Here is a 12,795-nt window from a genome sequence, read left to right as displayed (position 1 = left end):
GTAGCGATCGGAAGGGCTGAATTTTGCCCCACTGGTATCGCTCCCAGCGATGCCATCCCGGGTCAGGAGCAGTTCTTGCCCTTGTTGATGCAGGTGACGATGCGTTGCATGGTCTGGGCTGAGTTGACGTTGACGAAATCGTTGTGGTCGGAGAAGGGGTTGTGGTTCTCCTCGGGGAAGGAGTCGAGGGCGTACTGACCTTTGACCTGCACGTTGCGGGCGATGTCGTAGGCCACGGTGATCCGCAGTTGCGGGATCGCCTGGAAGCCCTGCGGGCATGCGCCGGTGGCCTTGTCGGCGAATGCGACGTGGTTGCGGTGGTTGTCGCTGTCGATGTTCTTGCCGTCCCAGCAGCCGGGGAAATCCTGTACGCGCTGTACCTGGCTACCGGCGGGGCAGATCGGGTACTTGTCGGAGAGCCGGTCGGCGAAGCCCGAGCAGGTCCAGGTGGCGCGGGCGTTGGCCGGACCACGGCTGGTGGGCTTGGCGTCGCCGGTGAGGGCACGGAGGAACTTCGGCATCGGCACCACCTTGCTGGTGGGGTTGCCGCGGTACTCGATCAGGACCTGCGCCGGGCGGACGATGCCGCCGGTGTTACCGGGCAGCTCGAAGTTGGGTCCCTGCGGATCGGGGAGCGCCGCAGGGGTGGTGGGTGCGCTGCTCGGTGCAGCCGGGGTGCTGGGGGCCTGGTCCAGCGTGCAGGGGGCGAACGCTTCGAGACCTTGCGGGCGGGGGGCTTGCCGCCCGATCGCGGTGGCGATCCGGTTGAGTACGGCGACCCGCTTGGCGCGCAGCGGTCCGAGGATGGCGTTGTCGACGAAGGCCGGGCCGCCCTGGCCACGGCTGGTGACGAGGCGTTCGTTGGCCTCGGAGATCTGCCGGTCGAGGTCGTCGAGGTTGCGGTTCACTTCGGCGAGCGCCCGATCGGGTACGCCCGGCAACTTGTCCCGCACGGTGGGGCACTGGATCCGCGGATTCGCCGCCTGGGCGGCGTTGACGCTCGCACGGTGGGCGCTGCCGGGCATCCGGGCGTGCATGTCGTCGTAGCTGACGTCACACTCGACAAGCGAGACCAGGCCGGGTTGGTTGCCGCCGGCGGCGGTGATCGTGGTGCTGATCTGCTTGATCATCGCGGCGCGGCGGGCCCGCAGCGAGTCGATGACCTCCCGGTTGAATCCGGCGTCGATGCGGCCCCGGCTGGCGGTCATCCGCTGGTTCGCGGCGGCCTGCTGGCGGTCCAGTTCGGCCAGCAGGCGGTCGACGGTGTTGCGGGCGCCGGTGGGGACGGCCCGCAGTCGTTTGCCGACCGAGGGGCAGACCACCATCGGTTGGGTCTGGGCGAGGGCCTGCTGGACCTGCTTGCCGCTGCGTACGGTCTTGTCGATGCGCACCACCGGCCAGAAGTAGGACGACTTGTCGCCGTTGCGGCAGGTGGTGCCGGAGGCGTCCAGATCGGCGTTGGACGAGTTCGCGGTGATGGCCAGGTTGCCGACGAAGTCGTGGACGTGTTCGGCGCCGTTGCGGATGCCGGGCTGGGCCACCGGGTTGTCCGGGCTGAACTTGCCATTGCCGTTCGTGCCGCAGTCGACGGTGAACCGGCCGGTCGACGCGCCGGCGGCCGGCCTCGGGTTCTGCACGTTCGGCGGCACGTTCTCGATCGACACGAACTGATCCAGACTGGTGGCGGCGTCCGCGGTGCCCTTGCCGCCACTGGAGACGAAGGTGGCGGTGAGCGCACCGGTGGCCGCCAGCACGAGCGCGACCATGGCGAGCCTGGCCGGCCGGGTCTGGACCAGCGCGGTCCCGTTCTTTCTGCGGTTCATCGGAATCTCCTCAAAGCCGGAAACGGCTCCGGTGATGTGCTGTCTCCACTCGGTACGGGCCGGCGCACGGTCAACGGTCAACGGTCGGCGGGCACGTCATCGTTCGGTAAGAAGTCCCGGCGGGCCGGTCCACGACGCACGGCGACGATCCACCACGAGTCGGGCCGGTCGCCGACCGAGGCGTGAGATATGTTGGCGATCATCGATGTATCGCTGCATGGTCGACGTATGACAGGCGTCCCCTCGTCCTCGCTGATCCGCCGTTTGCGGCCGGGTCTGCTGGCCGTCGTGCTGTCGACGGCGGTGCTCGGCACCGCCCTGAGCGCCGCACCGGCGGCCGACGCCGCAGCGCCCGCCGCGTACCCGGGGGTCATCCCGGCGCCTCGTGCGGCCGCGGTGTCCGTCGCGGAACCGACCGGAACCGCGCCGCCAACGCCGCCCAGCACGCCGAGCACCTCGCCCGTCCCGCCGGGTGCGCCCACGAACCTGACCGCCAGCGAGGTCCGAAGCGCGTCGGTCACCCTCACCTGGACGGCGGCCACGCCCGGCTGCTGCGCCATCGCCGGGTACGACATCACGTACTACCAGGAGTTCGGCGACATCGTCTTCAGCACCAGCGTCGGGGCCGTTACCAGCACCACGATCACCAGCCACCTCGGGTCGGGCCAGCAGTACACGTTCCGATTGATCGCCCGAGACAGCCTCGGACAACGCTCGAACTGGTCGAACGCACTGACCGTGGTCACCCCGGTGACGGACACCGGCCCGGACACCACCCCGCCGGCCGCGCCGCAGAACCTGACCGTCGGCGAGGTGACCGCCTCGACCGGCACGTTGTCCTGGTCGCCGTCGACGGACGACGCCGGCGTGCTCGGGTACAACGTCTACCGGTTCGACGGCTGGTTCACCTCGCAACTGGTCGCCACCGTGCCGGGTACGACGTACACGACGGACCTACCTGCGTCGACGTCGCTGCGCAACCAGTACTACGTGCGGGCCCGGGACGCGGTGGGCAACGTGTCGATCGCGTCCAACACGGTCACCTTGCCCACGACGCCCCCGCCGCCCTCGACCTGCCGGGTGACCTACCGGAACCAGTCCGAGTGGCAGGGCGGTTTCGTGGCCACGGCGACTGTCCACAACGCCGGGGCGGCATCGATAGACGGCTGGGCCGTCACCTTCAGCTTCCCGGGAGACCAGCAGGTCACCTCGGCGTGGAACGCCACGATCGGCCAGACCGGGACCACCGTGACCGCTCGTAACGTCGACTGGAACCGCGTCCTCGCGCCAAACGGCTCTGCGACCTTCGGCGTCCAGGGGCGGTGGAGCGCCAGCGACGCCCCGCCGACCGCCTTCTCGCTGAACGGCGTCACCTGCACAGTGGGCTGAGGGAGCCTCGTGAACACACATTCGGCCACACCTCACCACCGCCGCGCCAGGGCCCTGCTCGGGGCTGTCGCGGCCGGCATCCTCACCGTCGCCGCCACGCTCGGCGGCGTGCCCGCGCCCGTCTCCGCCGCGAACACGCTCACCATGCGAGGCGCCGACGTCTCCTCTTTGCAGCGCAGCCTGGATCTGGGCGCCAAGTACTACGACGCCAACGGCGTCGCCCGCGACCCACTGGACATCTTGAAGTCCGTCGGCGTCAACTACGTCCGGCTGCGCGTGTGGAACAACCCGATCAGCGGCTACAACAACAAGAGCGGGGTATTGGCCCAGGCCAGGGTGGCCAGGGCGAAGGGCCTGAAGGTGCTCATCGACTTCCACTACTCCGATACCTGGGCCGACCCGGGCAAGCAGTACAAGCCGGCGGCCTGGGCAGGCCACAGCCTGAGCCAGCTGCGTACCGACGTCTACACCTTCACCTACGACGTCTGCTCAAGCCTGCGGGGGCAGGGCACCCCACCGGACAGCGTGCAGATCGGCAACGAGATCAACGTCGGAATGCTGTGGAACGAGGGCAAGGTCGTCAACAACGACTTCGCCCCGCTGGCCGGTCTGCTGAAGCAGGGCTACAACGCGACAAAGGCGTGCGGCAGCGGCATCCCGGTGATGATCCATACCGCCAACGCCGACAGCAACGCCAACGCCCGATGGTTCTACGACGGCATCCGCGCCCAGGGTGTGCAGTGGGACATCACCGCCCAGTCGTACTACTGCATGTGGCACGGCAGCCTGTCGAACCTCTACAACAACATCGTCGACCTGCGCGGGCGCTACGGCAAGCCGGTGGTGATCGTGGAGACCGCGTACCCCTTCACCCGGAACAACGCGGACAGCGAGCCGAACGTCATCGGCGACGCGACCTGTGACGGCATCAGCGCGACCTGGTCCGGGCAGGCCCAGGAGTTCGACTGGGTGCAGAACACGGCCCGCAACGCGGGCGCCATCGGTGTCTTCTACTGGGAACCGACCTGGTACGCCGTCCGCGGCAACGGCTGGGACCCGGCCAACATCAACGGCACCGGAAACGGGTGGGACAACATGGCCGTCTTCGACTGGTCCGGGCGGGTGAACCCGGGCGTACGCTGGACGCCCTGATCCTGCGCCGGACGCGCGGCGACGGGTCCTGGCCTCTGCCACGACCGCTCGGGCCGCGGCCACGATCCGTCGCCGAACAACTGTCAGGTGGGCTCAGGCCGTGGCGTCGCCGTGGGTGACGGTGATGACGATCTTGCCGACCTGGCCGTTGGCCGCCATGTAGCGGTGGGCCTCGGCGATCTCCGTGAGGTCGAAGACGCGATCGACGACCGGGGAGATGGCGCCAGAGGTGAGTCCGGCGTTGACGAAGGCGACGGCGCGGCGCAGGCGCTCCGGGTTCATCGTGATCTCGAAGAGGGTGTAGGTGCTGCTGTTCAGCGCCGGGTAGGACTGCGCGTTGGGCAGCGGGGTGGGGCGCGGGTCGAGGGCTCCGTAGACCACCAGGAAACCGTCGGGGGCGATGCCCAGGGCGAGGGTTTCGACGCCGGGCCCGGCGATCGGGTCGAACGCCAGGCGGACGCCCTCACCGCCGGTGATCTCCTTGATGCGGGCAGGAATGTCCTCGTCGTCGGTGACGATGACGTGGGCCGCTCCGGCGTCCAGTAGGCGTTGCTTCTTGCCGGCGCCGCGCGTGGTGGCGATCGGGATCGCGCCCATGTGGTTGGCGAGCTGGATGGCGGCCAGGCCGACGCTGCTGGAGGCCGCCGCGATCAGAACATGGTCGCCCGGGCGCACCTTTCCGGACTCGATGAGCGGCCCGTACGCGGTGATGTAGGCCATCCAGACGGCCGCCGCCTGGGCGGGCTCGACGTGAGCGGGGCGAGGCACGACGGCCGAGGCCGGAACGACGACGTGCGTGCCGTACGTGCCGTACCTGCTCTGCAGGAACGCCGGCACGACGCTGACCGCGTCACCCTCGGCGAGGCCGTCCACACCCTCACCGACCGCCTCGATCACGCCGGCGGCCTCGTAGCCGAGCGTGGAGGGGAACACGGGCTGGTCGAAGTAGACGCCGTCGCGGTACATGATTTCGGCCCGGTTCAGGCCGATGGCGTCGACGCGGAGCCGGACCTCGCCCGCGCCGGGTGCGACCACCTCGACGTCGTTCAGGGTGAGAACCTCGGGGCCACCGAGCCGGTCGAACTGTACGAGTTTTGCCACTGTGCATCGGTCCTAGCGGTAGGAGTCAGGGGAACGGCGCCGAATGTGCCGCTGGTCCTCACGCTACCGCTAATCTCGATGGCTATCAAACTACGACCGCAGTCGGAATAGTGGGCGCGAGATCAGGCCGACCCCGCCCGCGGCTCGGTGCCGGCGGCGGCCACCACCGCCGAGAGCAGGCCGGGAAAGCGGCTGTCGATCTCGTCTGTGCGCAGCGCGTTCATTTTGGTTGTCCCGACGTAGTACTGGCGGATCACGCCAGCCTCGCGCAGCGTGTTGAAATGGTGCGTCAGAGTCGAAACCGACACGGGCGTCTCGAACGTGCCGCAGCTCATGTCCCTGCCGTTGCTGGCCAACTGGGACACCACCGCCCGTCGCACCGGATCCGCCAGCGCCTCCATGACCTGCTGGAGGGAAACCTCGGACAGGTCGGGGTGCTCCACAGTCCGGGCGGCACTACGAGGGCGGGGCACGGCAACTCCTTGGAACGGGCGCATCGCAACCCATCCATCGTACGACGCTGATCAAAGTAACCCGGAGGGGATCGTCGCCTTGTTGGGCCGGGGATAGGCAGAACGCCGATAACGGCGGCGATCTGCCGCAGGCTGGTGATGAGCGATCGGAAGGCGCTTCGTGGCATCTAGGGAAGAGAGACCAACGTGATCTTGCAGAAACATGCGATCGGTGGTCAAGGGCTGGTGGCCTCGGTCGAGGGACTCGGCACCATGGGCATGACCGCGATGTACGGCACCCCGGACGACGCCGAGTCCGCCGCCACCGTTCACCGCGCACTCGAACTAGGCGTGACCCTGTTCGACACCGCCGACATGTACGGCCCGCTCAGCGGGGAGGAACTGCTCGGCCGGGCGCTGAGAGGGCGTCGCCACCAGGCCGTCATCGCGACCAAGTTCGGCGGTGTGACGCTCGACAGTGCCGGCCGCATCATCGGCGGCGCCAACGGGCAACCCGACTACGTGCGCACGTCGCTCGACGGATCGCTGCGCCGGCTCGGCACCGACTACATCGACCTGTACTTCCAGCACCGGGTCGACCCGAACGTGCCGGTCGAGGAGACCTTCGGCGCGCTCGGCGAACTCGTCACCGAAGGCAAGATCCGCTACCTCGGGATCAGCGAGGCGTCGCCGGAGAGCATCCGCGCCGCGCACGCCACCGCGCCGCTGTCGGCGGTGCAGACCGAGTACTCGCTGTTCACTCGCAACGTGGAGACCAACGGCGTGCTCGACACGGTGCGTGAACTGGGCATCGGGTTCATGGCGTACGCACCGTTGGGCCGTGGTTTCCTCACCGGCTCAGTTCGTCGTCTCGAAGACCTGCCCGAGAACGACTGGCGTCGTACCTGGCCCCGGTTCGCTGAGGAGAACCTGCGGCAGAACCTGCTCCTGGTGGATCGGATCCGCGCCATCGCGGAACAGGCGGGTGTCACGCCCGGCCAGATCGCGTTGGCCTGGGTACTGGCCCAAGGTGATCACATCACCGCAATTCCCGGCACCAAGCGTCGTACGTATCTGGAGGAGAACGTCGCCGCCGCGCAGCTCAAGATCGATGCTGGCCTGCTCGATGAACTCAGCGCCGCTGCTCCGGTCGGTGCCGCCGTCGGGGAGCGCTATGCCGGCCCGGCCATGGCCGCAATCCAGGAGTAGCGTCCGAGATCCACGGGATCTTCGCGGTGCCACCAGCACTGCTGTGGCACCGCGACCCGGAAAGGGCAGTTCGTGGCACGAACCGAACTCGGCGACTTCCTGCGGGCTCGCCGACAGGCACTCCGTCCGGCGGACGTCGGGCTGCCCTCGCGCGGGCGTCGCCGCACCCCCGGCCTGCGCCGTGAGGAAGTCGCACTCCTGGCAAATCTGTCCGTCGACTACTACGAACGACTTGAGCAGTCGCGCAACACCAACCCCTCGGAGGCTCTACTCGGCAGCCTCGCCCGGGCGCTGCGACTCTCCGTCGACGAGCGGGACTACCTCTTCCGCCTCGCCGGACATCCGGCGCCAGCGGCCTCCACCGCCAGCGGGTACGTCGACCCCGCGATGATGTTCCTCCTCGACGCACTCACGACCGTGCCCGCACACGTCATCGACGACCGCACCACCATCCTCGCCCAGAACGCCCTCAGTCGCGCGCTGCTGGGCTCCTGGACCGACGGCGACGACCGGCACTCGAACGTGACCTGGCGCTGGTTCACCCACCCCGAATCCCGCGCACTCAACGTGCCGGAGGAACACGAGGCGATCGGCCGTGGATACGTCGCCGACCTACGCGCAGCCGCCGCCCGTAGCGGCCACGACCCGGTATCCGAGCAACTGATCGCCGATCTCACCACCGTCAGCGGCGAATTCGCTACGTACTGGTCCGAGATGCAGGTCGCCCCACTACAGACCACCCGCAAAATCCTCGTTCATCCGCAAGCCGGACGGCTGGACGTACAGTGCGACTTCGTCCTCAGCACCACCACGGGTCAGCGCTTGGTCATCTTCCGGCCGCAACCCGGCACGGCCACCGCCGACAGCTTCGACTTCCTGCGCGTCCTCGGCGAACAGTCCTTCGACCGTTCCTGAGTGGTGCACCGACGCCGTCACTGTGATGTGGTGGCGGCCCGATCCGGTGACGCGTCTATTCCCCAACTGGCCAGCAGACGTAGCGCCTCTTCCGAGAGCGATCCGGGCTCGGCGTGGTAGGTGCTCAGCAGTTGCTCCGGATCGCCGGGGAGCGCGAGTGTCTCGTAGCGCAGGGTCAGCTCACCAACGAGGGGGTGCGACAGGCGCATGAGGCCGTGCGTCTTCTTCTTGACGTCATGGGTAGCCCACAGCCTGCGGAAGTCCTCGCTTCTTATCGAGAGTTCGCCGATCAGGGACGCCAGCAACGGGTCGTCCGCGTGCAGGCCGGCGCCCAGCCGTAGTTGTCCCACCACGTCATACGCCTTGGTTTCCCAGTCAGGGAACAAGTCCCGCGACGCCGGGTCGAGGAAAGTGATCCTGGCCCAGTTCCTCTCCTGCGGGGCACGTGCTGCCCAGTCACCGAAGAGGGCAGAGGCGGTCTGGTTCCACGCCAACACATCAGTGCGGGGGCCCCAGACGTACGCTGGCACACCTTCCAGCGCGGCGAGCAGCTCCCGTATCTCGGGCCGCACCTGCTGGCGCGGCGTGGGCCGACGCTGATGCCGCTTGGGCTGGGCCAGGCGTACCAGATGGGCGTGCTCAGCTTCGGAGAGTTTGAGTACGCGGGCGATCGCGTCCAGCACTTCACGCGAGACATTGCGGGCGTTGCCCTGCTCGAACCGCGTGTAGTACGCCGCGGAGACCCCAGCGAGTTGCGCGAGTTCTTCCCGGCGCAGACCCGGGACGCGGCGGCGTCGGCTGTAGTCGATCAGCCCAACGTCGGCCGGTTTGTGGCGGGCCCTACGGGTGCGCAGAAAATCGCTCAGTTCCGCGGCTGAGAAATCGGGGTGGGTGACGTGGCGGGTTGCCATATCTCAATTGTCCCACGCGGTGCGCGGCCCAACCTGTCCCTGCCAGTGATAGTCACCCGAGACGTAGACCAAGCAGGTGGCTGGCTGGCACCGCGCCCCTGAAGCACGCTCGATGCACCATGACGATCACCGAATCATCCAACGGCCCGAGCCCGGCAACCGCCCCCCGGCAGGGCCGCCTTCCGGGAAAAGCATTGTTCGGCCTATTCTTGGCCGGCTTCATCAGCATTCTCACCGAATGCCTCCCGGCGGGCCTCCTGCCGGAAATGAGCCGCACTCTGCACACGAGCATCTCGCTCACGGGCCAGACAGTCACCGTCTATGCGCTCGCCACAGCGCTCGGCGCCATTCCTCTCGCCTGGGCGACGGCCACCTGGCCGCGCAGGCACGTCCTGCAACTCGCCCTGGCCGTGGTCGCCGTCACCAACACGCTCACCGCGCTGTCCGACGACTACACGCTGACGATGGTGCTGCGCTTCGTCGCCGGTCTGGGAACCGGACTCATCTGGCCACTTCTCGGCGGCTACGCCGCTCAACTCGCGCCAGAAGGACGACAAGGCCGCGCCATCGCCATCGCCCTGGCCGGAACCCCGATCGGGCTGGCCCTGGGCATCCCACTGGGGACCTGGCTCAGCAGCCTCGGGGGCTGGCAACTCGCCTTCCACGCGTCGGCCGCCGTGACCGTCATGACCATGGCCTGGGTCCTGGTGACCGTCCCGAACCTGCCCGGCCATCCGGTCGACGCTCGTTTCAGGATCGGACGCGTCCTGGTTGTGCCCGGACTGCGGCCCATTCTGTTCGCGCTGGCCACGTACATGATCGCTCACAACCTCCTCTACACGTACATCACTGACCTCCTCCTTCAACTGGGCATGGCCGACCAGACCGGCTGGGTGCTGTTCGCCTTCGGAGTCACCTCCGTGCTCAGCGTTCTGGTGGTCGGAACCCACATCGACCGACACCTGCGCAAGCTTGCCGTCAGCAGCACCCTGCTCTTCGGGGCCAGCGTGCTCGTCCTGGGCATCGTCGCGGACGCACCGGTGCTGGTCTATGTCGCCGTCGCCGCGTGGGGCTTCGCCTTCGGCAGTTCGCCGAGCCTGTTCATCGGTGCCACGATCAACGCCAGCGGAGAGGCTGCCAACGTCGCTCAGTCGATCACCATCACGGTCTTTTCAGCTTCTATCGCGATCGGCGGTTTCGTCGGTGGTCTCCTGCTCGCCGGCCTGGGCACCGCTTCGCTCACCTGGGCGGCGCTCATCCTCCTGATCATCGCGGCCACAACTGTCATCGGCGGCGCAAGGTACGCGTTCCCGAAGAAGGGCTGAAGCTGGCTGAGACCAGATCGCGGTGCTGCGGTGCTCTCGCGAGCGGTCAGCGGTTGAGGTAGGCGGTCAGGCCACCGAGTTCCTCGCTGGCGATGAACACCGACCGTACGTTGAGGATGGCCTCTTCGACGTGGGCGGGGCAGCCCCAGGCCGCGTCGCCCCACGAATCGGCGATCTTGATCTCGGCCGGCGCGGTGCACCCGGCGGCACCGCCGAGCTGGCAGTGCTCCGGGTGCGGTGTGGCGGCCTGCGCGGCTGCGGCGGCACGCATCTGGGTGGCGAGTTCCGCGGCGGCCGCGGCGCGCTGCTCAGCTTCGGCGCGCAGTTCCCGCTCCACGCGTACCACCTTGGCCAGCTCGTCATTGGCTGACTTGGCGCGCGCCTCTGCGGCGAGTTTCGCCTGCTCGATGTGGTGGCGTTCGATGGCCAGGGCCGCAGTGCCGGCGAAGAGCCGGGCGAGGGCGAGGTCGGTGTCCTGCGGGACCCGCGGGATGCGGTGGTACATCGCGAAGGTGCCCAGCAGGCCGCCGTCGCGGGCCAGGATCGGCGTGGACCAGCAGGCCGCCAGGCCGGCCTGGTCGGCCAGGCCCCGGAAGTCGTCCCAGAACGGATCGGTGGCGATGTCGGTGACGATGACCGGTTCCCGCCGGTGGGCGGCGGTGCCGCACGAGCCGACACCTTCGCCGGTCGCGATGCCGTCGATGGCCTGGTTGTAGAAGTCGGGCAGGCTCGGGGCGGCGCCGTGGCGCAGGTGCCGGGCGTCGGGATCGGCGAGAAGGACGGAGACGAGCACCTCCTGCGGTGCGAGATTCTCGATACAGCGGGCCATCCCGTCGAGCACCTCGGTCAGGGGTGCCTGGCGGGCGATCTGCTCGAGCAGGCCACGGTGTTCGGCCATCAGCCGTTGGGCATGCTTGACCTGCGTGGTCTCCACACCGAGCACCCGAATGCCTGTCACGTTGCCGTCGGCGTCGCGGCGCGGCTCGTAGGTGAAGTCGAAGAACGCCTCCCGCGACTGCGGGCCGCTGCCCAGCATCACCTGGACGTCACGGCCGGTGTAGGGCTCACCCGTGCGGAAGACCTGGTCCAGTAGCGCGATGAATCCTTGACCGGCCAGCTCAGGCATCAACTCGGCGAGCGCGACCCCGACGCGGGCCCGCTCTTCGCCGATGGTGGCGAAGAACGCCGGGTTCGCCGTCTCCACCACGTGCGCCGGCCCCGCCAGAGACGCGAAGACGGCGATGGACTGCCCGAACAACGCCCGCAGGTCCTCCTCGGCCGCTCGCTCGGAAGCCGCCGGGCCCGCAGCAGCAGTAGACCGTTGGCCTGGTACTGCGGTCATGTTGTGGTTTCGCCTCTCGTCTGCGGATACGGGGAACGACAGGTGGTGCCACCGGTCGGTGCGGGTGGCCGGTGCGGAGGGAGTTGGCTGAGGCCACCGCCGGTGCAGCGTACCCACGTGCCCGACATTCAGGTCTTACCCACCAACCAGGTACCGCAACCCGTCGCCCGCGCAGCCGGCTCGACGACGGATGAGACCGGCCGCCTCCTCAACCCTGAAGCGCCGCGGCGAGGGCGCGGAACGCGTCGGCGGGAAATGCCGTGGCGTTGCCGCCGTTGAGCACCTGGATCGCCACCTCGTCCGCGCCGGCCTGGTAGTGCTTCTCCAGCCCGGCCGCCACCTTCTCGACGCTGCCCCAGGGGATCAGGGCGTCGATGAGGCGGTCGCTGCCGCCGGCGGCGAAGTCCTCATCGGTCCAGCCGAATCGCCGCAGGTTGTTTGTGTAGTTCGGCAGTGCCAGGTACCCGCTCGTGTACTGCCGGGCGGTGGCGCGTGCTGTGGTGGCGTCCGCGTCGAGGACCACCGCGACCTCGGGGGCGAGCAGCCGGTCGGGCCCGATCGCCGCCCGGGCCTCCGCGGTGTGCTCGGCAGGGACGAAGTACGGGTGCGCGCCGGCGGAACGGTCGCGGGAGAGTTCGAGCATCCGCGGGCCCAGTGCGGCCAGGATGCGCCGCTCGGGCGAAACCCCTGCCGCGTCGAGGCCGTCCAGGTAGTTCACCATTCTTGAGTACGGCTTGCGGTAGTCGGTGCCGCTGCCCTCCACCAGCACCGCGTGGCTGGCGCCGAGACCGAGCAGGAACCGGCCGGGGTGTGCCTGCTCCGCGTCCTGGACGAACGCTGCCGCCTCGGGGGGCGACGAGTGCCAGATGCTCACGATCCCCGACGCGACCCCGATGCGCGTCGTCCCGTCCAGGATCTCCCGGAAGCGTGGGGCGACGTTCTCTCCGAAACCGCCGGAGAACCAGATCCGTGAATAGCCAAGTTCTTCCAACTCGGTCGCGGCATCGATGACCGCGCCCTGACTCTCGCTGGAAAGGAAGAACGGTTGCCATACGCTGACGAGTCGTTGGGCCATATTGGAACCCTACGACCATCGGCCGCTGACCGTGTCAGCTCACGCCGTTCGGAGGTTGGCAGGCCAGCCTGGAACGCCGGCTGGTCCACGCCGACGCCTGA

11 protein-coding genes are annotated in these 12,795 nt (G+C 68.5%); 5 read left to right on the top strand and 6 right to left on the bottom strand.

Annotated elements, in window-relative coordinates; genetic code table 11:
* Nucleotides 1–62: 62 nt before the first annotated feature.
* A complete protein-coding gene (locus IW248_RS16180) occupies nt 63–1,823 on the bottom strand; it encodes a DUF1996 domain-containing protein (protein WP_196927685.1) in 1,761 nt (586 codons plus the stop codon).
* A 228-nt stretch (nt 1,824–2,051) separates the two neighbouring features.
* On the opposite strand from IW248_RS16180, the gene IW248_RS16175 reads away from it, so the two are divergent.
* Both IW248_RS16175 and IW248_RS16170 read left to right on the top strand, forming a co-directional pair.
* On the top strand, nt 2,052–3,212 hold the full coding sequence (locus IW248_RS16175; RefSeq protein ID WP_196927684.1) for a cellulose binding domain-containing protein: 1,161 nt from the start codon (nt 2,052–2,054) through the stop codon (nt 3,210–3,212).
* Between the two features lie 9 nt (nt 3,213–3,221).
* Complete coding sequence (locus IW248_RS16170; RefSeq protein ID WP_196927683.1) at nt 3,222–4,364, top strand: glycoside hydrolase family 53 protein; 1,143 nt, start codon at nt 3,222–3,224, stop codon at nt 4,362–4,364.
* A gap of 93 nt (nt 4,365–4,457) precedes the next feature.
* On the opposite strand, the gene IW248_RS16165 is transcribed toward IW248_RS16170, so the two are convergent.
* A complete protein-coding gene (locus IW248_RS16165; RefSeq protein ID WP_196927682.1) occupies nt 4,458–5,465 on the bottom strand; it encodes a zinc-dependent alcohol dehydrogenase family protein in 1,008 nt (335 codons plus the stop codon).
* 122 nt (nt 5,466–5,587) lie between these two features.
* Nucleotides 5,588–5,908, bottom strand: coding sequence for an ArsR/SmtB family transcription factor (locus IW248_RS16160; protein WP_307787990.1), 321 nt, complete (start codon nt 5,906–5,908; stop codon nt 5,588–5,590).
* 216 nt (nt 5,909–6,124) lie between these two features.
* Between IW248_RS16160 and IW248_RS16155 the strand changes: the two genes are divergently transcribed.
* Together IW248_RS16155 and IW248_RS33730 are read left to right on the top strand one after the other, a co-directional pair.
* Nucleotides 6,125–7,126, top strand: a complete 1,002-nt coding sequence (locus IW248_RS16155; RefSeq protein WP_307787989.1) for an aldo/keto reductase — start codon at nt 6,125–6,127, stop codon at nt 7,124–7,126.
* 72 nt (nt 7,127–7,198) lie between these two features.
* Complete coding sequence (locus tag IW248_RS33730) at nt 7,199–8,041, top strand: helix-turn-helix transcriptional regulator (RefSeq protein WP_196927680.1); 843 nt, start codon at nt 7,199–7,201, stop codon at nt 8,039–8,041.
* 17 nt (nt 8,042–8,058) lie between these two features.
* Here the strand turns inward: IW248_RS33730 and IW248_RS16145 are convergent, their stop codons facing one another.
* Entirely contained in the window at nt 8,059–8,952 is an 894-nt protein-coding gene (locus IW248_RS16145; protein WP_196927679.1) for a helix-turn-helix transcriptional regulator, read from the bottom strand.
* A 119-nt stretch (nt 8,953–9,071) separates the two neighbouring features.
* On the opposite strand from IW248_RS16145, the gene IW248_RS16140 reads away from it, so the two are divergent.
* Entirely contained in the window at nt 9,072–10,277 is a 1,206-nt protein-coding gene (locus IW248_RS16140; protein WP_196927678.1) for an MFS transporter, read from the top strand.
* 46 nt (nt 10,278–10,323) lie between these two features.
* Here IW248_RS16140 and IW248_RS16135 read toward each other — a convergent pair whose 3' ends face one another.
* On the bottom strand, nt 10,324–11,619 hold the full coding sequence (locus IW248_RS16135; protein ID WP_196927677.1) for a GAF domain-containing protein: 1,296 nt from the start codon (nt 11,617–11,619) through the stop codon (nt 10,324–10,326).
* Between the two features lie 208 nt (nt 11,620–11,827).
* Complete coding sequence (locus IW248_RS16130) at nt 11,828–12,694, bottom strand: TIGR03620 family F420-dependent LLM class oxidoreductase (protein WP_196927676.1); 867 nt, start codon at nt 12,692–12,694, stop codon at nt 11,828–11,830.
* Between the last annotated feature and the right edge of the window lie 101 nt (nt 12,695–12,795).

It is taken from the genome of Micromonospora ureilytica (genome assembly GCF_015751765.1).
Classification (GTDB): domain Bacteria; phylum Actinomycetota; class Actinomycetes; order Mycobacteriales; family Micromonosporaceae; genus Micromonospora; species Micromonospora ureilytica.
Note: the sequence above shows the minus strand (reverse complement) of the source record. Positions and strands in the feature narration are given on the sequence as shown.

Excerpts from the sequence above, each read along its gene's own strand:
- IW248_RS16145 (WP_196927679.1), bottom strand. The coding sequence starts at position 8,952 with ATGGCAACCCGCCACGTCACCCACCCCGATTTCTCAGCCGCGGAACTG.
- IW248_RS16175 (WP_196927684.1), top strand. The coding sequence starts at position 2,052 with ATGACAGGCGTCCCCTCGTCCTCGCTGATCCGCCGTTTGCGGCCGGGT.
- IW248_RS16140 (WP_196927678.1), top strand. The coding sequence starts at position 9,072 with ATGACGATCACCGAATCATCCAACGGCCCGAGCCCGGCAACCGCCCCC.
- IW248_RS16180 (WP_196927685.1), bottom strand. The coding sequence starts at position 1,823 with ATGAACCGCAGAAAGAACGGGACCGCGCTGGTCCAGACCCGGCCGGCC.
- IW248_RS16135 (WP_196927677.1), bottom strand. The coding sequence starts at position 11,619 with ATGACCGCAGTACCAGGCCAACGGTCTACTGCTGCTGCGGGCCCGGCG.
- IW248_RS16130 (WP_196927676.1), bottom strand. The coding sequence starts at position 12,694 with ATGGCCCAACGACTCGTCAGCGTATGGCAACCGTTCTTCCTTTCCAGC.